The organism is Pseudomonas ovata (genome assembly GCF_003131185.1).
GTDB lineage: Bacteria > Pseudomonadota > Gammaproteobacteria > Pseudomonadales > Pseudomonadaceae > Aquipseudomonas > Aquipseudomonas ovata.
In genome coordinates this window covers 97,168-114,774 of sequence record NZ_QFFU01000008.1, presented here as the reverse complement: position 1 = coordinate 114,774, position 17,607 = coordinate 97,168, and the positions used below count along the sequence as shown (strand labels likewise).

At 63.5% G+C, this 17,607-nt stretch carries 14 protein-coding genes and 1 pseudogene; 4 read left to right on the top strand and 11 right to left on the bottom strand.

The features are described from left to right. Window positions 1–224 precede the first annotated feature (224 nt). The 8 genes from DGA31_RS13455 to DGA31_RS13420 form a co-directional block, all read right to left on the bottom strand. Window positions 225–1,082: a formyltetrahydrofolate deformylase gene (locus DGA31_RS13455; protein ID WP_056840610.1), complete on the bottom strand. Its 858-nt coding sequence runs from the start codon at window positions 1,080–1,082 to the stop codon at window positions 225–227. Window positions 1,083–1,306: 224 nt separating this feature from the next. Next, complete coding sequence (locus DGA31_RS13450) at window positions 1,307–1,939, bottom strand: sarcosine oxidase subunit gamma (protein WP_056840609.1); 633 nt, start codon at window positions 1,937–1,939, stop codon at window positions 1,307–1,309. 147 nt (window positions 1,940–2,086) lie between these two features. Continuing rightward, window positions 2,087–5,107: a sarcosine oxidase subunit alpha gene (locus DGA31_RS13445; RefSeq protein ID WP_056840608.1), complete on the bottom strand. Its 3,021-nt coding sequence runs from the start codon at window positions 5,105–5,107 to the stop codon at window positions 2,087–2,089. After that, a complete protein-coding gene (locus tag DGA31_RS13440) occupies window positions 5,104–5,400 on the bottom strand; it encodes a sarcosine oxidase subunit delta (RefSeq protein ID WP_056840607.1) in 297 nt (98 codons plus the stop codon). The genes DGA31_RS13445 and DGA31_RS13440 overlap by 4 nt, the downstream gene beginning before the upstream one ends. A gap of 16 nt (window positions 5,401–5,416) precedes the next feature. Next, window positions 5,417–6,667: a sarcosine oxidase subunit beta family protein gene (locus tag DGA31_RS13435; protein WP_056840606.1), complete on the bottom strand. Its 1,251-nt coding sequence runs from the start codon at window positions 6,665–6,667 to the stop codon at window positions 5,417–5,419. Window positions 6,668–6,683: 16 nt separating this feature from the next. Beyond that, complete coding sequence (gene glyA / locus DGA31_RS13430; RefSeq protein ID WP_109512888.1) at window positions 6,684–7,937, bottom strand: serine hydroxymethyltransferase; 1,254 nt, start codon at window positions 7,935–7,937, stop codon at window positions 6,684–6,686. 666 nt (window positions 7,938–8,603) lie between these two features. Continuing rightward, the gene (alaC, locus tag DGA31_RS13425) at window positions 8,604–9,821 is read right to left on the bottom strand and encodes an alanine transaminase (protein WP_056840604.1); all 1,218 of its coding nucleotides are present in this window, start codon (window positions 9,819–9,821) and stop codon (window positions 8,604–8,606) included. A 217-nt stretch (window positions 9,822–10,038) separates the two neighbouring features. Beyond that, the gene (locus DGA31_RS13420; protein WP_056840603.1) at window positions 10,039–10,776 is read right to left on the bottom strand and encodes a TraX family protein; all 738 of its coding nucleotides are present in this window, start codon (window positions 10,774–10,776) and stop codon (window positions 10,039–10,041) included. A gap of 111 nt (window positions 10,777–10,887) precedes the next feature. Between DGA31_RS13420 and DGA31_RS13415 the strand changes: the two genes are divergently transcribed. Continuing rightward, on the top strand, window positions 10,888–11,931 hold the full coding sequence (locus DGA31_RS13415) for a threonine aldolase family protein (protein ID WP_109512887.1): 1,044 nt from the start codon (window positions 10,888–10,890) through the stop codon (window positions 11,929–11,931). Window positions 11,932–11,974: 43 nt separating this feature from the next. Here the strand turns inward: DGA31_RS13415 and DGA31_RS13410 are convergent, their stop codons facing one another. Both DGA31_RS13410 and DGA31_RS13405 read right to left on the bottom strand, forming a co-directional pair. Continuing rightward, the gene (locus DGA31_RS13410) at window positions 11,975–12,274 is read right to left on the bottom strand and encodes a cell division protein ZapA (RefSeq protein ID WP_056840601.1); all 300 of its coding nucleotides are present in this window, start codon (window positions 12,272–12,274) and stop codon (window positions 11,975–11,977) included. Continuing rightward, window positions 12,271–12,504: a hypothetical protein gene (locus DGA31_RS13405; RefSeq protein WP_056840600.1), complete on the bottom strand. Its 234-nt coding sequence runs from the start codon at window positions 12,502–12,504 to the stop codon at window positions 12,271–12,273. Before DGA31_RS13405 ends, DGA31_RS13410 begins: the two co-directional genes overlap by 4 nt. Before the next feature lie 233 nt (window positions 12,505–12,737). On the opposite strand from DGA31_RS13405, the pseudogene DGA31_RS30750 reads away from it, so the two are divergent. Continuing rightward, window positions 12,738–13,595 (top strand): annotated as a pseudogene (locus DGA31_RS30750) (MCP four helix bundle domain-containing protein); the annotation flags it as partial. Further along, a complete protein-coding gene (locus tag DGA31_RS30745; protein WP_421957966.1) occupies window positions 13,578–14,450 on the top strand; it encodes a methyl-accepting chemotaxis protein in 873 nt (290 codons plus the stop codon). The pseudogene DGA31_RS30750 and the gene DGA31_RS30745, both read left to right, overlap by 18 nt. A 406-nt stretch (window positions 14,451–14,856) precedes the next feature. Here DGA31_RS30745 and gbcB read toward each other — a convergent pair whose 3' ends face one another. After that, entirely contained in the window at window positions 14,857–15,957 is a 1,101-nt protein-coding gene (gene gbcB / locus DGA31_RS13395) for a glycine-betaine demethylase subunit GbcB (protein WP_056840598.1), read from the bottom strand. Between the two features lie 318 nt (window positions 15,958–16,275). Here gbcB and gbcA point away from each other — a divergent pair, with 318 nt between their 5' ends. Next, window positions 16,276–17,574: a glycine-betaine demethylase subunit GbcA gene (gene gbcA / locus DGA31_RS13385; protein ID WP_109512885.1), complete on the top strand. Its 1,299-nt coding sequence runs from the start codon at window positions 16,276–16,278 to the stop codon at window positions 17,572–17,574. Window positions 17,575–17,607 lie beyond the last annotated feature (33 nt).

Sequence of the window (17,607 nt, the reverse complement as noted above, 5' to 3'; positions counted from 1 at the left end):
CGTGTCGCTTGCTGCCAAGGATGCGCTGAATCGAGCCGGGAATTTTCAGCCACACCGCCCTCAGCTATTCCAAAAACGACAACGGTGCAGATTTGTCGTGTTTTCCGTGCAGCAGGCAGCGGAAATTGAGAATAGTGGCTGATGGAGAAAATGCGCGGCGAATGCGCAAGAAAGAAACATCGACGTTTCAACCGGGCGGCAGCGCGGCGAAACGTCGACGTGAATCAGAGCACGACGGTGCGATTGGCGTTGAGGAACACGCGCCGCTCGATGTGATAGCCGATGGCACGCGCCAGGGTCAGGCACTCGATGTCACGGCCCTTGGCAATCAGGTCTTCGGGGTAATGCGCGTGGTCGACCACCTCGACGCCCTGGGCGATGATCGGGCCTTCATCCAGGTCGTTATTGATGTAGTGCGCGGTGGCACCGACCATCTTCACGCCCTTGTTGTAGGCCTGGTGATACGGCTTGGCGCCCTTGAAGCCGGGCAGCAGCGAGTGGTGGATGTTGATGGCCTTGCCGTCGAGCTTGCGGCACAGGTCCGGTGACAGCACCTGCATGTAGCGGGCAAGGATCACCAGTTCGGCGCCAGAGTCTTCGATCACCTGCCAGACTTTCGCTTCCTGGCCCGGCTTGTCGTTGGGGTCGAGCGGGAAACAGTGGTAGGGAATCGAATGCCAGGCGGCCAGCGGCTCAAGGTCAGGATGGTTGGACACCACCGCGACCACGTCCATCGACAGCTGGTTGATGCGCTGGCGGTACAACAGGTCGTTGAGGCAGTGATCGGCCTTGGAGACCATGATCACCACCTTGGGCCGATAGGCCGGCGCGGTCAGCTCGAAGACCATGCCAAAGCCGGCCCCGCGTTCGGCCAGACCCGCCCGAAAGCCGGCCTCGTCGAAGTCCTTGGGCTGGCGAAACTCGACCCGGATGAAAAAGCGGCCGGACAAGCGGTCATCGAACGAATGGTGCTCGGTGACATAGCAGCCCTGCTCGAACAGATAGCGGGTCACCGCATCCACCGTGCCCAGCACGCTCGGACAATCGGCGGTCAGAATCCATGTATCGGGGGCGCGGCTCATAAGTCATTTCCCTGGTTCAGAGCGGTACAACCGCTGTAGCGTGGGGGCGGCCATCCGTCTTGCCCGCGACCGAGTGCGAAGCGCTCGCAAAATCTGCGAAACGCCGCAAATTTACGGCTGTGAACGTCTTCAAAATCTGCGAAACGCCGCAAATTTACGGCTGCTGACGCAGCCGGTCGCGGGCAAGCGCGCTCCTACCCCCCCCGGTCGGGTTCAGGGCCGGATCAGGCTTTTACGCCCAGACCATATTCAGCCGTTGCATCCTGCAGCCACAGCCACCAGTAGTCGGAGAAGCTGCGGCGTACCAGCAGTTCCCAAGTGTCTTCGCCGGTGCGGCGGATCACCAGTTGCGACTTGGCGAACACCGTACCCACGGCCTTGCCGACCGGGAAGTTATTGGGGTGCACGTCGTAGCTGGTGGATTTCTGCAGCACATCGCGCACGTGTGGACCGCTCAGTTCCAGCACCGACCAGCCACCGCTGACGTTGACGATAGCAATGTGCAACCCGTCCAGCGCTTCGCGCAGTTTCAGCTCGGCGTCGAGCTCTTCGCCGGTCGGCACGATCAGCACCCATTCATCCGGGCCCAGCCATTGCAGCGAACGCTCGCCGTCGATCACCAGGCCCAGGGCGCCTGGCAGTTCAAGGCCCAGGGCCTTGTGCACGCCGGCAGCAAAGGCCGGGTCATGGCCGTCGCCACGCAGGGTCAGGTGACCCAGGAGTTTCTTCTCGCGCAGCACCACGCCCGGATTGGTGTGGCCCTTGCCCACCAGCTTGTCGAAGCCGGCATGGAACAGCGGCGACTCGGCCTTGGCGCCGGTGGCGGGACGTTGCTGGTATACGTTGACTGTAGTCATGACGCACCTGTAATCAATTCTGTTGTAGTGCCCGCAGCAACAGGCCGGGCGACGATCCGATGCAGCAGCGAGGTGCATGGAAGGGGGTGTCTGCTTCCCGGCTCAAGCCGGTCCCACACCCACCCTCCACGCCCCGCGGCCATCGGGTCATTCCACGTTCTGGCGCTCGTTCTTCGGATCGAAGAACACCGAAGACACGATCTCGGCCTCGATCACGCTGCCATCGGCCAGCGGTGCATAGACCTTCTCGCCCATGCGGTTCAGACCGCCCTTGACCACGGCCAGGGCAAATGAATAACCCAGCGAGTTATGCGCATAGCTGGAGGTCACGTGACCGACCATTTTCATCGGGATGGTCTGGTTCGGATTGAACACCAGTTGCGCGCCTTCCGGCAGCCAGCGCTTGGGGTCGACCGGCTTGAGGCCGACCAGTTGCTTGCGCTGCTCGCGTACGCAGTCTTCACGGTTCATGCCGCGCCAGCCGATCCACGAGAATGGCTTGGTCCGGCCGACGCACCAGCCCATGTTCAGGTCGTCCGGGGTCATCGAGGCGTCGGTGTCCTGGCCGACGATGATGAAGCCCTTCTCGGCGCGCAGCACGTGCATGGTCTCGGTGCCATACGGGGTCAGGTTGTACTTCTTGCCGGCTTCGGCAATCTTCTCCAGCACACCCATGGCGTAGTCGGCCTGGACGTTGACCTCGTAGGACAGCTCGCCGGTGAACGAGATGCGGAACACCCGCGCCGGCACGCCGCCGACCTGACCTTCTTTCCAGGTCATGAACGGAAAGGCTTCACGGTCCAGGTCGATGTCGCTGACCTCGGCCAGCAGCTTGCGGCTGTTGGGGCCCGACAGGGTCATGGTCGCCCAGTGGTCGGTGACCGAGGTGAAGTACACCTTCAGTTCCGGCCATTCGGTCTGGTGGTACAGCTCCAGCCATTGCAGCACACGGGCCGCGCCGCCGGTGGTGGTGGTCATTACGAAGTGGTTGTCGGCGACGCAGGCGGTCACGCCGTCGTCGAAGACCATGCCGTCTTCCTTGCACATCAGGCCGTAGCGCGCCTTGCCTACGTCCAGCTTGGTCCAGGCGTTGGTGTAGATGCGGTTGAGGAACTCGCGCGAATCCGGGCCCTGGATGTCGATCTTGCCCAGGGTCGAGGCGTCGAGCAGGCCGACGCTGTCGCGCACGGCCTTGCATTCGCGGGCCACGGCGGCGTGCATGTCTTCACCGTTCTTCGGGAAGTACCACGGACGCTTCCACTGGCCGACGTCTTCGAACTCGGCGCCGTTGCGCACATGCCAGGCATGCAGCGCGGTGAAGCGGACCGGCTCGAAGATGTGCCCACAGTGCCGGCCGGCCACCGCGCCGAAGGTCACCGGCGTGTAGTTGGGGCGGAACATGGTGGTGCCCATCTCGGGGATGGTCACGTTCAGCGAACGGGCCGCGATGGCCAGGCCGTTGACGTTGCCCAGCTTGCCCTGGTCGGTGCCGAAGCCCAGCGCGGTGTAGCGCTTGACGTGCTCGACCGACTCGAAGCCTTCGCGGGTTGCCAGTTCGATGGCAGCAGCGGTCACGTCGTTCTGCAGGTCGACGAACTGCTTGGGCGCCCGTGCCGTGCCCTTCTCGTGCGGCACCTGGAACAGCGCCACGGTCGGTTCTTCCGTGCGATTGACGGCTTTGGGCAGTACGCCTTCGACCGCCTTGAAGCCGGTTTCGCTGGCCGCGCGCACGCCGCCTTCGAAGCCGTCGGCCAGGGCATCGCCCAGGCTGTAGACGCCGTTGATGCCACCGACGCACACGCGTTTCTGCGGGGCTTCGCCGGGCACGAAGCCCAGGATGTCTTCACGCCAGACCGGCTTGCCGCCCAGGTGCGAGGCCAGGTGGACCACCGGGCTGTAGCCGCCGGAGCTGGCGATCAGGTCGGCATCGAGCCACTCGCCGGGGCTGGTGACTTTCATGGATTTCAGGTCGATGGCCGCGACACGGGCACCGGTCACGCGCTTGGTGCCACGGGCTTCGATCACCGCACTGGAGGTCAGGATGCGCAGGCCCTTGGCCCGGGCTTCCTCGACCAGCGAACCACGCGGGTTGTGCCGCGCATCGGCAATGGCCACCACTTGCAGGCCGGCGTCGAGCCAGTCCAGGGCCACGCGGTAGGCGTGGTCGTTGTTGGTGCTCAGGACCAGTTTCTTGCCGGGCGAAACGCCATAGCGGCGCACGTAGGTCGACACCGCGCCGGCCAGCATGTTGCCGGGCACGTCGTTGTTGGCGTAGACCAGCGGACGCTCGTGGGTACCGGTGGCCAGGACTACACGGCCGGCGCGCACACGGTGCACGCGATGACGCACCTGGCCGATCGGCGCACGGTCACCGAGGTGATCGGTCAGGCGCTCGTGAATGGTCAGGAAGTTGTGGTCGTGGTAGCCATTGACGGTGGCGCGTGGCAACAGGATCACGTTGTCCAGGCCCGCCAGTTCGGCGACGACACTGGCAACCCACTCAGTGGCCGGCTTGCCGTCCAGGCTTTCACGGGTGTCGAGCAGGCTGCCGCCGAACTCTTCCTGTTCATCGGCCAGGATCACCCGGGCACCACTGCGCCCGGCGGCCAGGGCAGCCGCCAGACCGGCGGGACCTGCACCGACCACCAGCACGTCGCAGTGCTGGTTGTAGTTGTCGTAGCGGTCCGGGTCGTTTTCCAGCGGCGACCGGCCAAGGCCGGCCGCTTTACGGATGTACTTCTCGTACGTCATCCAGAACGACTGGGGGTACATGAACGTCTTGTAGTAGAAGCCCGGCGGCATCAGCTTGCCGCCGACCTTGCCCAGGATGCCCATCATGTCGTTGTTGACGTTCGGCCAGCCGTTGGTGCTGGCGGCGACCAGACCTGCGTACAGCGCCTGTTGCGTGGCCCGCACGTTGGGGATCTGGGTGGCTTCGGTGGCGCCCAGCTGCAGCACGGCATTGGGCTCTTCGGCACCGGCGGCGAAGATGCCGCGGGGACGCGAGTACTTGAAGCTGCGGCCGATCACGTCCACGCCGTTGGCCAGCAGGGCCGAGGCCAGCGAGTCACCGGCAAAGCCCTGGTAGGTCTGACCGTTGAAGGTGAAGTGCAGCACCTTGCTCCGGTCGATACGGCCACCGTTGGGCAGTCGATTGCTCTGGCTCATACCTTGTCTCCCTCGGCCGTGAACTGCGGCTTGGCGCCAATCGGATAGGTTTCGAGAATTTCGTAGGTCACGGTGTTGCGGGTGACGTTGAAATACTGCCGGCAGCCGGCGGCGTGGTCCCACAGTTCGTGGTGGATGCCACGCGGGTTGTCACGGAAAAACATGTACTCGCCCCACTCCTTGTCGGAGCAGGCACCGGGGTCCAGCGGGCGCGGAATGTGCGCTTGTCCGGCGGCGTGGAATTCCTCTTCGCTGCGCAGTTCGCCACAGTGAGGACAGAAGATATAAAGCATGTTCGAAATCCCCGTATCAGTGAGCGACAGCCGCAGCGCCGTGTTCGTCGATCAGCGCGCCGTTATGGAAGCGATCGATGGAAAACGGTGCCGCCAGTGGATGCATTTCGCCTTTGGCGAGACTTGCGGCAAACACGTTGCCCGAGCCCGGCGTGGCCTTGAAGCCGCCGGTGCCCCAGCCGCAGTTGAAGAACATGTTCGGCACCGGGGTCTTGGAGATGATCGGGCAGGCGTCCGGCGTGGTGTCGACGATGCCGCCCCACTGGCGGTTCATGCGCACCCGCGACAGGACCGGGAACATCTCGACGATGGCCTGGATGGTGTGCTCGATGACCGGGTACGAACCGCGCTGGCCGTAGCCGACCCAGCTGTCGATACCGGCACCGATCACCAGGTCGCCCTTGTCGGACTGGCTGATGTAGCCGTGCACGGCGTTGGACATGATCACGCTGTCGATGATCGGCTTGATCGGCTCGGACACCAGCGCCTGCAACGGGTGCGATTCGACCGGCAGGCGGAAACCGGCCAGCTTGGCCATGTGCCCGGAGTTACCGGCAGTAACCACGCCGACACGCTTGGCGCCGATGAAGCCCTTGGTGGTCTCGACCCCGATGCACACGCCGTTCTGCTTGCGAAAGCCGATGACTTCGGTCTGCTGGATCAGGTCGACGCCCAGGGCGTCGGCGGCGCGGGCAAAGCCCCAGGCCACGGCGTCATGGCGGGCCACGCCGCCACGGCGTTGTACGGTGGCGCCCAGGATCGGGTAGCGGGTGTTCTTCGAGCAGTCCAGGTACGGGATCTCGTCGGCCACCTGCTGGGTGTTGAGCAGCTCGCCATCCACGCCGTTGAGGCGGTTGGCGCTGACGCGGCGCTCCGAGTCACGGATGTCCTGCAGGGTGTGGCACAGGTTATACACGCCGCGCTGGGAAAACATCACGTTGTAGTTCAGGTCCTGGGACAGGCCTTCCCACAGTTTCATGGCGTGCTCGTACAGGTGGGCCGATTCGTCCCACAGGTAGTTGGAGCGCACGATGGTGGTGTTGCGGGCGGTGTTGCCGCCGCCCAGGTAGCCCTTTTCGATCACGGCCACGTTGGTGATGCCGTGTTCCTTGGCCAGGTAGTAGGCCGTGGCCAGGCCGTGGCCGCCACCGCCGACGATGACCACGTCGTAGACCTGCTTGGGCGTGGGCGTGCGCCACATGCGCTGCCAGTTTTCGTGGTGGCTGAAGGAGTGCTTGAGAAGGCCGAAGCCTGAGTAACGATTCATTGAGGCGACTCCTGAATCAGCGGTAAACCGGGAAATCGGCGCACAGGGCGGCCACATGGCTGGCGACATTGGCCTCGACATCGGCATCGCCGAGGTTGTCGAGGATGTCGCAGATCCAGCCGGCCAGTTCGATGCACTGGGCCTGCTTGAAGCCACGGGTGGTGACGGCCGGGGTGCCGATGCGCAGGCCCGAGGTCACGAACGGCGACTGCGGGTCGTTCGGTACGGCGTTCTTGTTGACGGTGATGTGCGCACGGCCCAGGGCCGCGTCGGCGTCCTTGCCGGTCAGGCCCTGGCGGATCAGGCTGACCAGGAACAGGTGGTTGTCGGTACCGCCGGACACCACGTCGAAGCCGCGCTCGATGAACACGCCGGCCATGGCCTGGGCGTTATCGATCACTTGTTGCTGGTAGGCCTTGAAACCTGGCTCCAGCGCTTCCTTGAAGCACACCGCCTTGCCGGCGATGACGTGCATCAGCGGGCCGCCCTGGGCGCCGGGGAATACGGCGGCGTTGAGCTTTTTCTCGATCTCGGGGTTGGCACGCGCCAGGATCAGGCCGCCACGCGGACCGCGCAGGGTCTTGTGGGTGGTGGTGGTGACCACGTCGGCGTACGGCAGCGGGTTGGGGTACAGGCCGGCGGCGACCAGACCGGCCACGTGGGCCATGTCGACGAACAGCAGGGCCCCGACCTTGTCGGCGATCTCGCGAAAGCGCGGGAAGTCCAGGGTCTTGGAGTAGGCCGAGAAGCCGGCGACGATCATCTTCGGCTTGTGCTCGACGGCCAGGCGCTCGACTTCGTCGTAGTTGATCAGCCCGGTGTCGTTGTCGATGCCGTACTGCACGGCGTTGTACAGCTTGCCCGAAGACGACACCTTGGCGCCGTGGGTCAGGTGACCGCCGTGGGCCAGGCTCATGCCCAGGAGGGTGTCGCCGGCTTGCAGCAGCGCCAGGTAGACCGCCGAGTTGGCCGAAGAGCCGGAATGCGGCTGGACGTTGACGTAGTCGGCCCCGAACAGTTGCCTGGCGCGGTCGATGGCCAGTTGCTCGACCTTGTCGACGTGCTCGCAGCCGCCGTAGTAGCGCTTGCCCGGGTAGCCTTCGGCGTATTTGTTGGTCAGGCCGCTGCCTTGGGCCTGCATGACGCGCTGGCTGGTGTAGTTTTCAGAAGCGATGAGTTCGATGTGATCTTCCTGACGCTGGTCTTCGGCATTCATCGCCGCCAACAGCTCGTCATCGTAACCCTGGATCTGATCTTGTTTGCTGAACATCGCGTTCTCTCCAGCGGCGTCGCGGCGCCTTTCATTATGGTCAGGGCATTGATCAACCCTCTGGCTGCGATGGTAGGGCCGACAGGGTCCGATCAAATGCCTGCGCACGCCACGCAAAGGCGCATTTACGACATGGATTGAACGCCATCAAACCCGGCGAATCGCGAAGGCTTCGCGTTTGCCGGGCAAAGACGACAAAACGCCCGGTCTGCCAAGGCTTTCGGCGCTTGTAGGGGCGGATCGAACGCAGATCGAAAAGGCGCTGTTCTGGCGGCGCGGACACGCGGCCGGAGAACGGCAATGGCGTATTCAGACAAGTACAAGGCGACGCTGTCGTCGCCCTGCGAGGGGTTGTAGGAGCGCGCTCTGCCCGCGACCGGCTGCGTTAGCAGTCGTAAAATTGTGGCGTTTCGTAGATTCCAGATCGGAAATTTGTGGGGCCTCACCAATTTTGCGAGCGCTGCGCACTCGGTCGCGGGCAATATCGTCGCCCTGCGAGAGGAGTGTAGGAGCGCGCTCTGCCCGCGACCGAGTGCGTAGCGCTCGCAGAAATCTCGGAAACGCCACAAATTTACGACTGCTAACGCAGCCGGTCGCGGGCAAGCGCGCTCCTACAGTGCCCCATGCTTGCCGGGCAGCGAGATCGGGTCATCGCCCGCCAACGCTTCAAGCCCCCGATTTGCCTACCAGGCCATCGGCACGGAACATCGTGCGGATGCCGCGCACCGCCTGGCGGATACGGTCCTGGTTCTCGATCAGGGCAAAGCGCACATGGTCATCGCCGTACTCGCCAAAGCCGACACCCGGCGACACGCAGACCTTGGCCTCGGCCAGCAGCTTCTTGGCGAACTCCAGCGACCCCAGGTGCGCATAGGCCTCGGGAATTTTCGCCCAGACGTACATCGAGGCCTTGGGGTTCTCGACCATCCAGCCCAGCTCGTGCAGGCCCTTGACCAGCACGTTGCGGCGCTGGCGGTACTGCTCGGCGATGTCCAGCACGCATTGCTGGTCGCCTTCCAGGGCGGCAATGGCCGCGACCTGCAAGGGCGTGAAGGTGCCGTAGTCGTGGTAGCTCTTGATCCGCGCCAGGGCGCCGACCAGCTCGTGATTGCCGACCATGAAGCCGATCCGCCAGCCGGCCATGTTGTAGCTCTTGGACAGGGTGAAAAACTCCACCGCAATGTCCTTGGCACCCGGCACCTGCATGATCGACGGCGCTTTCCAGCCGTCATAGACGATGTCGGCGTAGGCCAGGTCGTGGATCACCAGCACGTCGTACTGCTTGGCCAGGGCCACCACGCGCTCGAAGAAGTCCAGCTCTACGCACTGTGCGGTGGGGTTGGACGGAAAGCCCAGGATCATCATCTTCGGCTTGGGAATCGAGCCACGGATGGCCTTTTCCAGCTCGGCGAAGAAATCCACCCCCGGTACCAGCGGCACCGAACGCACCTGGGCGCCGGCAATCACGGCACCGTAGATGTGGATCGGGTAGCTGGGGTTGGGCACCAGCACCGTGTCGCCCTGGTCCAGGGTGGCCAGCATCAGGTGCGCCAGGCCTTCCTTGGAGCCGATGGTGACGATGGCTTCGCTTTCGGGGTCGATGTCGACCTCGTAGCGCTTCTTGTACCAGTTGGAAATCGCCCGGCGCAGGCGTGGAATGCCCCGCGACGTGGAATAGCCGTGGGTGTCTTCGCGCTGGGCGACGGTGACCAGTTTTTCGACGATGTGCGGCGGCGTGGCCCCGTCGGGGTTGCCCATGCTCAGGTCGATGATGTCCTCACCACGACGACGAGCGGCCATCTTCAGCTCGGCAGTGATGTTGAACACATAAGGGGGGAGTCGATCAATGCGCGCAAAGCGGCGCGGCAAACCTTGGTCAGCCATGAGAATCTCGCAGACGTAAGCGCCCGGAACCGTCCGAGCGACGTTGGCCACATGAGGCGGCCTGCGCGAACGATAAGGGCGTTGATGGCGTTTTGTCTACAGCGATCTTCAGCGTAGATGACCGGCCTGTGTACCGGGATCACTCTGTGGGAGGCGGCTTGCCGGCGATGGCTGCAGTACAGGCCCGGCCTGTGTCGCCCGCAGCGCGAAGCGACCGTCAGGTGATGTGCCGTACACCCGACAACAGCAAAAAGTGCAGCGGGTAGATCGCGTAGGCCCAGCGCCGCATCGGCCAGACCTGCCAGCGCACCTTGCGCTGCAGCAGCGCCACGCCGGCCAGCGGCGCCAGCAGGCAGGCCACAAACGCGCCAGTCGCCACCGGATCGCCCCGCCCCATCCCCGCGAACAGCTCCTGCCAGGCGTTGGCAAAGACGCACACCACGCCGGCCAGCAAGGCCCAGCCAAGCGCGCGCTGCATCACCTGCAACAGCACCAGCGGCAGCAGCACACCGGGCAGGCCGAACATCAGGTGCTGTTGCAGCACCGCCGCCAGCAACAAGGCCACCAGCGCCATGATCCGCGTTTCGACCCGGCGCTGGCGCCAGCCCTGGGCAATCAGCAGCCCCAACAGCAGGGTCGGCATGACGTTGAGCACCGTCGCGTCGGCCATGAACAACCGGTACGGCACCTCGGACACCAGCGCAAAGCCCAGCATCCAGCCCAGGTAGCGCCATTTCACCTGTGGCCCCACCTCGGCGGCGCTGCGCCGGGCCAGGTTGGCGGCGATCGCCAGGCAGAACCACGGAAACGCCAGGCGTCCCGGCACGTACAGCTCATCGATCGATGCGCCCACATAGCGCAGGTGATCGAGCACCATGCTCAGCATCGCCAGCCACTTGAGCAGGTCCAGCGCCCGGTTGCGCACCGGCAGAAAGGGTGGATTGGAAAGGTCCATGACAAATCCCTGGCAAGCAAATACTTAATGTATAGACATGTACAACGACAGATGCCCGAATGCGCTTCGTTCGTTTACAGTGATGCAATAATCGACCACAAGGATTCGGCCATGACAGATCAAAGCCAACAGTTTGCCAGCGACAACTATTCCGGCATCTGCCCTGAGGCCTGGGCCGCGATGGAGCAGGCGAACCACGGGCATCAACGGGCCTACGGCGATGATCAATGGACGGCCCGCGCCGCTGATGAATTCCGTCGTCTGTTCGAAACCGACTGCGAAGTGTTCTTCGCGTTCAATGGCACCGCCGCCAACTCCCTGGCGCTGTCGGCGCTGTGCCAGAGTTACCACAGCGTCATCTGCTCGGAAACCGCCCACGTCGAGACCGACGAATGCGGCGCGCCGGAATTCTTTTCCAACGGTTCGAAACTGCTGGTCGCGCCCAGTGTTGGCGGCAAGCTGAGCCCTGAATCGATCCGCGAGATCGCCCTCAAGCGCCAGGACATCCACTACCCCAAGCCCCGGGTCGTGACCCTGACCCAGGCCACCGAGGTGGGGACGATCTACCAGCCCGAAGAGCTCAAGGCCATCAGCGCCACCTGCCAGGAGCTGAACCTGCACCTGCACATGGATGGCGCACGCTTTTCCAACGCCTGCGCGTACCTGGACTGCTCGCCAGCCGAACTGACCTGGAAGTCGGGGGTGGATGTGTTGTGTTTCGGCGGGACCAAGAACGGCATGGCGGTCGGCGAGGCGATCCTGTTCTTCAACCGCGACCTGGCCGAGGACTTTGATTACCGTTGCAAGCAGGCCGGCCAACTGGCCTCCAAGATGCGCTTTCTGTCCGCGCCCTGGGTCGGCCTGCTGGAAAACGACGCCTGGCTCAAGCACGCCCGCCACGCCAACCACTGCGCTCAGCTGTTGGCCGAACTGGTCAAGGATGTACAGGGCGTCGAACTGATGTTCCCGGTGCAGGCCAACGGCGTGTTCCTGCAACTGTCGGAACCGGCCATCGCGGCACTGACCGGCCTGGGCTGGCGCTTCTACACCTTCATCGGCAAGGGCGGCGCACGCTTCATGTGCTCCTGGGACACCGAAGAGGCACGCGTGCGGCAACTGGCGGCGGATATTCGCCGGGTAATGCAGGCCGGCTGATGACCTGGCAGGCGCAAGACCGACGGCGCCCGCGAGGCCGCCGTCAGTTCTGGGAAATGGTGCGGGAGATCGCCTCGACGGTTGCCTCGACCTGCTCCTGATACCGCGCCAGCTCGACCTTGTGCTGCTCCTTGAGCTCAAGGTGCCGCGAGCACAGGTTCAGGGCCGCCAGCACCAGTAACCGGTCACCGATCAGGGCCGGGTACTGGCGCTTGGTGTCGGCCAGCGAAGCCTGGAGCATGGCGGCGGCCTGCAGCAGGGCGTGCTCCTCGCCAGGCGGGGCCTTGACCGAGTAGTCCTGCCCCAGGATCGAGAAGACCGTCACATCACTCGTTGAACTCATGCGCTCACATGACTGGCGCTGGTAGCACGGTCAACCAGTGCCTGGATGCGGGCGGCGGCGCTGCCCTGTTTTTCTTCCTGCTCCAGCAGGCTCAGCTGCAGGGTGTCGTTCTCTTCACGGGCCTGGGCCAGGTCGGCACGCAGTTGATCGGCGGTGGCCTGCAGTTGCTGATTCTGCTGTACCAGATCGCTGACGAGTTGTTCCAACTGACTGAGGGATGTTTCCAACATTTTGATTACTCGAACACGTTCCAGAGGGGCACACACCATAAAGAAAAGTGGAGGTGCATGCCAGCGCTTGGGCCTTGGAAACCGGCCTTTAGCCATAAGTGGAGGCGAGACAAGCCACCTTCAAGGGCCCATCTGACTTTACTTGCCGGTTTCGGTTCCCGGCGCAAGTCAAATCGGTCATTGGCGCGACGACCGGGCACCGAAACAAAGTGATAACTTTTTGCCATCACTTGATGCAACCGATTGCCAGGGACCCCGGTCAGAGGCTTATCGCCTGCAAGCCACACCGGGTTGCGCCTCTTGCCCTGGAAATTTCTATCATGCCCTTACGCACCCTGAACATCGCACCGCGCGCCTCCCTCGGTTTCGCCTTTATCGGCGCCCTCATGCTGATCCTCGGCGTGTTCGCCTTGTCACAAATGAGCCAGATCCGCAGCGACACAGAGGCGTTGGCCAATAACAGCGTGCCGACCATCAAGGCGCTGGACCGCATCAACGAACTCACCCAGCGCATGCGCGTGCTGTCCTACCGGTTGATGGTCAACCGCGAGCCGGACATCCAGCAGAAAACCAAGGAAACCATGACGCTGCGCAACCAGCAGATCGAAGAGGCCCGAGGGATATACGAGGCATTGATCGATGACCCGCAGGAGCAGACGATCTACAACCAGTACCTGCGCCTGCGCGACACCCGCCTGCAGCTGGAAACGCGTCTTCGCGAGCTGTCGCTGGCCAACAACCTCGACGGCCTGCAAACCTTGCTCAACACCGAGATGATGGAAAACTCCGATCAGATCAACGAGGTGATCGCCCGCCTGGTCGAGTTCAACACCACGCAACTGAACCAGACCAATGCGCACGCCGCCGAGCGTTACCAGCAAGCCTTTGTCCTGGTGGTCGGCCTGTTGATCGTCGCCACCCTGCTGACCGTGCTGTTTGCCTGGCTGCTGACCCGCAGCATCACCCAGCCGATCGCCGCTGCCTTGCAAGCCGCCGAAACCATTGCCGAGGGCGACCTGACCCAGCCCATCGAGGTGGATGGCCGTGACGAGGCCGGGCGCCTGTTGCAGGCCATGCACACCATGCAGCACAAGCTGCGTGACACCTTGCAGCGCATTTCCGGTTCGGCCTCGCAACTGGCTTCAGCCGCCGAAGAACTCAACGCCGTGACCGACGAAAGCGCCCGCGGCCTGGGCCGGCAGAACGGTGAGATCGAACAGGCCGCCACGGCAGTCAACGAGATGACCTGTGCGGTCGAGGAAGTGGCGCGCAACGCCAACGACACTTCCCAGGCCTCGCAGAGCGCCACCGCCTCGGCCCGTGACGGCCGCGATCTGGTGCAGGAAACGGTCACCGCCATCGAGCGCATGAGCCGCGACGTGCAGGGCAGTGCCGAGCAGATCAGCCACCTGGCCGAGCAATCGAAGGACATCGGCAAGGTGCTGGATGTGATTCGTGGCCTGGCCGACCAGACCAACCTGCTGGCCCTGAACGCGGCCATCGAGGCGGCGCGTGCCGGGGAAGCCGGACGCGGATTTGCGGTGGTGGCCGACGAGGTGCGCGCGCTGGCGCATCGCACCCAGCAATCGACCAGTGAAATCGAACGCATGATCGAGACCATCCAGAGCGGCACCGAGCAGGCCGTGGGGGCCATGCGCAGCAGCACCGAGCGCGCCGAGTCGACCCTGAGCATCGCCCAGGGCGCGGGCCTGGCGCTGGACACCATTAATACGGCGGTGGAGCAGATCAATCAGCGCAACCTGGTGATCGCCAGCGCCGCCGAAGAACAGGCCCAGGTGGCCCGCGAGGTGGATCGCAACCTGGTCAACATCCGCGACCTGTCGACCCAGACCGCCACCGGCGCCCACCAGACCTCGGCGGCCAGTACCGAACTGTCACGCCTGGCGGTGGACCTCAACGGCATGGTGCTGCGCTTCAGGCTCTAGATGCACTGCTTGCGCAGGGGCGGCTTCAGCCGATGGCTGCCGTCCAGGCACACACGATGGCGCAGTCTTGCCGGCCTTCGCGACCGTTGGTCGCTCCTACGGGATTGGCGGCATGCCGGCGATGGCTATGCGTCAGGCGCAGCAGGTGTATGGACCTTGCTGGCCACATCGCGGGCAAGCCCCCTCCCACAAGGTTGATGAGCATCCCGGATCTGGTGCCTGGCACCAGACTGCGGGAGGCGGCTTGCCGGCGATGGCTGTAGCACACTTCGCGACCGTTGGTCGCTCCTACGGGATTGGCGGCATGCCCAGAGCGCGCTCTTGTGGGAGGCGGCTTCAGCCGGGAACGGCCGTTACGTGGTGACCGCTTCCCGGCTAAAGCCGGTCCTACATGGTCCTACCGTAATCAATATTCGATCCGTACGTCGCTCTTGGGCACGCTGCAGCACGACAGGATGTAGCCCTCGGCTTCGTCTTCCTCGGTGATGCCGCCGTTGTGCTCCATCTCGACCTCGCCGCTGAGCTTCATCACCTTGCAGGTGCCGCAGATGCCCATGCCGCAGGCCTTGGGAATCATCAGGCCCAGCTTGGCGGCCGCCGCATGCACGGTTTCGCCCGGGGTGATGCGGATGCTCTTGCCGGTGTCGGTGAACGCCACTTCGTGCAGGTCGCTGGCGTCGATATCCGGCGCGTCGGCGGCCTGTTCGGCGTGCTCGACTGCATCGGCCTTGGCCTCGGGCGGCGTGGCACCGAACGACTCTTCATGGTACTGGGCCATGTTGAAGCCGTTGTCCTGCAGCATGCGCTTGACCGCTGCCATGTAGGGCGTCGGGCCGCAGCAGAACACTTCACGGTCGCGGAAGTCCGGGGACATCATTTCCAGCATGCGGATATTCAGGTAACCGCGATAGCCGGCCCACGGCTCGCCCAGGCCGTGCTTCTCGCAGATCAGGTGCAGACTGAAGTTATCGATCCGCGACGCCATGTGCTCCATTTCGCGGTGGTAGATGATGTCCTTGGGTGAACGGGCGCTGTGCACGAACACCATGTCGACGTTGGCGTTGGTGTCGTAGTACCAGCGCGCCATGGACATCACCGGGGTGATGCCCACCCCGCCGCTGAGGTAGAGAATCTTCGGGTTCGGAAAGTCGATGGCGTTGAACAGCCCCACCGGGCCGTGCACGGCCAGCTCCTGGCCCTCATGCAGGGTGTCGTGCAGGAAGTTCGAGACCTTGCCGCCCGGCACGCGCTTGACCGTGATCGAAAAGCTGTACGGCACCGAGGGCGAGCTGGAAATGGTGTACGAGCGCATCACCGGCTGACCGTCGATTTCCAGCTCCAGGGTGACGAACTGGCCCGGCTTGAAAAAGAACAGGATCGGCTGGTCGGCCATGAAGCAAAACGTGCGGACGTCCCAGGTTTCCTGAATGACTTTGACCACCCGCACGGCGTGGCGACCATTGGCCCACGTCTGGGTATTGACCGGGTTGAGGAAGGTTTGGGACATGCTCGATCTCCACGGCCGACAGCCGGCCTTTCATGAGCGAATTCTGCGTAACGCCCTCTCCTGCCATTTATCTATCTGCGACATTGACGTACTTACGGCGACCAGCCCCCAACGACATGGGCTTGCCCGTCGGGAACGGATTCGGCCATGTCGTGCATGGATAAGGTTGTCGGCGCGCGCATCTCCACACTCGCGGCTAAATCGTTACGCAATAATACCCGGCAAGAGCGACCACCAAAGATCGCCTTGCGTGCTGAGAAAACCCCACCGTATTAGCCACAATCGCGACCGCCCGAGGCGGTCTTGAGGAATCCGAAGATGGACGTCACTGCAAACCTGAGCCTGGGCGACCCACTTGAAGCAGCACGCAAGGCGACAGCCGAGATGCTGCAGAACCGCGAACGCACCTATTCGCTGCCACAACCGTTCTATAACGACGAGCGCCTGTTCCAGATCGACATGCAGGAGATCTTCCACAAGGAGTGGCTGATCGCCGGCATGACGTGCGAGATCCCCAAGAAAGGCAACTACCTGACCTTGCAGATCGGCAACAACCCGGTGCTGGTGGTGCGCGGCGCGGACGGCGCCATCAATGCCTTCCACAACGTCTGCCGCCATCGTGGCTCGCGCCTGTGCACGGCCGAGAAAGGCAAGGTCGCCAAGCTGGTGTGCCATTACCACCAGTGGACCTACGAGCTGGACGGCCGCCTGCTGTACGCCGGCACCGAGATGGGCGATGACTTCGACATGAAGAAATTCAGCCTTAAGCCGATCAACGTCAAGACGGCCGGTGGCTACATCTTCATCAGCCTGGCAGAGAATCCGCCTGCGATCGACGAGTTCCTGGCCACGTTGAGCCACTACATGGAACCCTACGACATGGAGAACACCAAGGTGGCGGTGCAGACCACCTTGATGGAAAAGGCCAACTGGAAGCTGGTACTGGAAAACAACCGCGAATGCTACCACTGCAGCGGCTCGCACCCTGAATTGCTCAACACCCTGCTGGAGTGGGACGACACCCACGATCCGCGTGCCAGCCAGTCATTCAAGGACCATGTGGCCGAGTCGGCCACCAAGTGGGAAGCCGAGAAAATCCCTTACCTGCATGCCGGCTTCGGCCTGCGCAACCGTATCGTGCGCATGCCGCTGCTCAAGGGCACCGTGTCGATGACCATGGACGGCAAGCAGGGCTGCAACAAGCTGATGGGCCGCATCCAGAATCCGGACCTGGGCTCGATGCGCATCCTGCACCTGCCGCACTCCTGGAACCACTGCATGGGCGATCACCTGATCGTCTTCACCGTCTGGCCGATCAGCGCCCAGGAAACCATGGTCAGCACCAAGTGGCTGGTGCACAAGGACGCCGTCGAAGGCGTCGACTACGACGTGGCGCGCCTGCGCGAGGTGTGGGACGCCACCAACGACCAGGACCGTCGCCTGGCCGAAGAAAACCAGCGCGGCATCAACTCCACGGCTTACCAGCCAGGCCCGTATTCCAAGACCTACGAGTTCGGCGTGGTCAACTTCATCGACTGGTACAGCGCGCGCGTGCTGGAAAACCTGGGCGCGGAACCTGCGCCTTACCTCAAGGGTGTAGCGGTCAACCACGAATAAGGCCTGATTGATCAAAAAACAGCCAGGCACTTG

Excerpts from the sequence above, each read along its gene's own strand:
- DGA31_RS13455 (WP_056840610.1), bottom strand. The coding sequence starts at position 1,082 with ATGAGCCGCGCCCCCGATACATGGATTCTGACCGCCGATTGTCCGAGC.
- DGA31_RS13450 (WP_056840609.1), bottom strand. The coding sequence starts at position 1,939 with ATGACTACAGTCAACGTATACCAGCAACGTCCCGCCACCGGCGCCAAG.
- DGA31_RS13445 (WP_056840608.1), bottom strand. The coding sequence starts at position 5,107 with ATGAGCCAGAGCAATCGACTGCCCAACGGTGGCCGTATCGACCGGAGC.
- DGA31_RS13440 (WP_056840607.1), bottom strand. The coding sequence starts at position 5,400 with ATGCTTTATATCTTCTGTCCTCACTGTGGCGAACTGCGCAGCGAAGAG.
- DGA31_RS13435 (WP_056840606.1), bottom strand. The coding sequence starts at position 6,667 with ATGAATCGTTACTCAGGCTTCGGCCTTCTCAAGCACTCCTTCAGCCAC.
- glyA (WP_109512888.1), bottom strand. The coding sequence starts at position 7,937 with ATGTTCAGCAAACAAGATCAGATCCAGGGTTACGATGACGAGCTGTTG.
- alaC (WP_056840604.1), bottom strand. The coding sequence starts at position 9,821 with ATGGCTGACCAAGGTTTGCCGCGCCGCTTTGCGCGCATTGATCGACTC.
- DGA31_RS13420 (WP_056840603.1), bottom strand. The coding sequence starts at position 10,776 with ATGGACCTTTCCAATCCACCCTTTCTGCCGGTGCGCAACCGGGCGCTG.
- DGA31_RS13415 (WP_109512887.1), top strand. The coding sequence starts at position 10,888 with ATGACAGATCAAAGCCAACAGTTTGCCAGCGACAACTATTCCGGCATC.
- DGA31_RS13410 (WP_056840601.1), bottom strand. The coding sequence starts at position 12,274 with ATGAGTTCAACGAGTGATGTGACGGTCTTCTCGATCCTGGGGCAGGAC.
- DGA31_RS13405 (WP_056840600.1), bottom strand. The coding sequence starts at position 12,504 with ATGTTGGAAACATCCCTCAGTCAGTTGGAACAACTCGTCAGCGATCTG.
- DGA31_RS30745 (WP_421957966.1), top strand. The coding sequence starts at position 13,578 with ATGCACACCATGCAGCACAAGCTGCGTGACACCTTGCAGCGCATTTCC.
- gbcB (WP_056840598.1), bottom strand. The coding sequence starts at position 15,957 with ATGTCCCAAACCTTCCTCAACCCGGTCAATACCCAGACGTGGGCCAAT.
- gbcA (WP_109512885.1), top strand. The coding sequence starts at position 16,276 with ATGGACGTCACTGCAAACCTGAGCCTGGGCGACCCACTTGAAGCAGCA.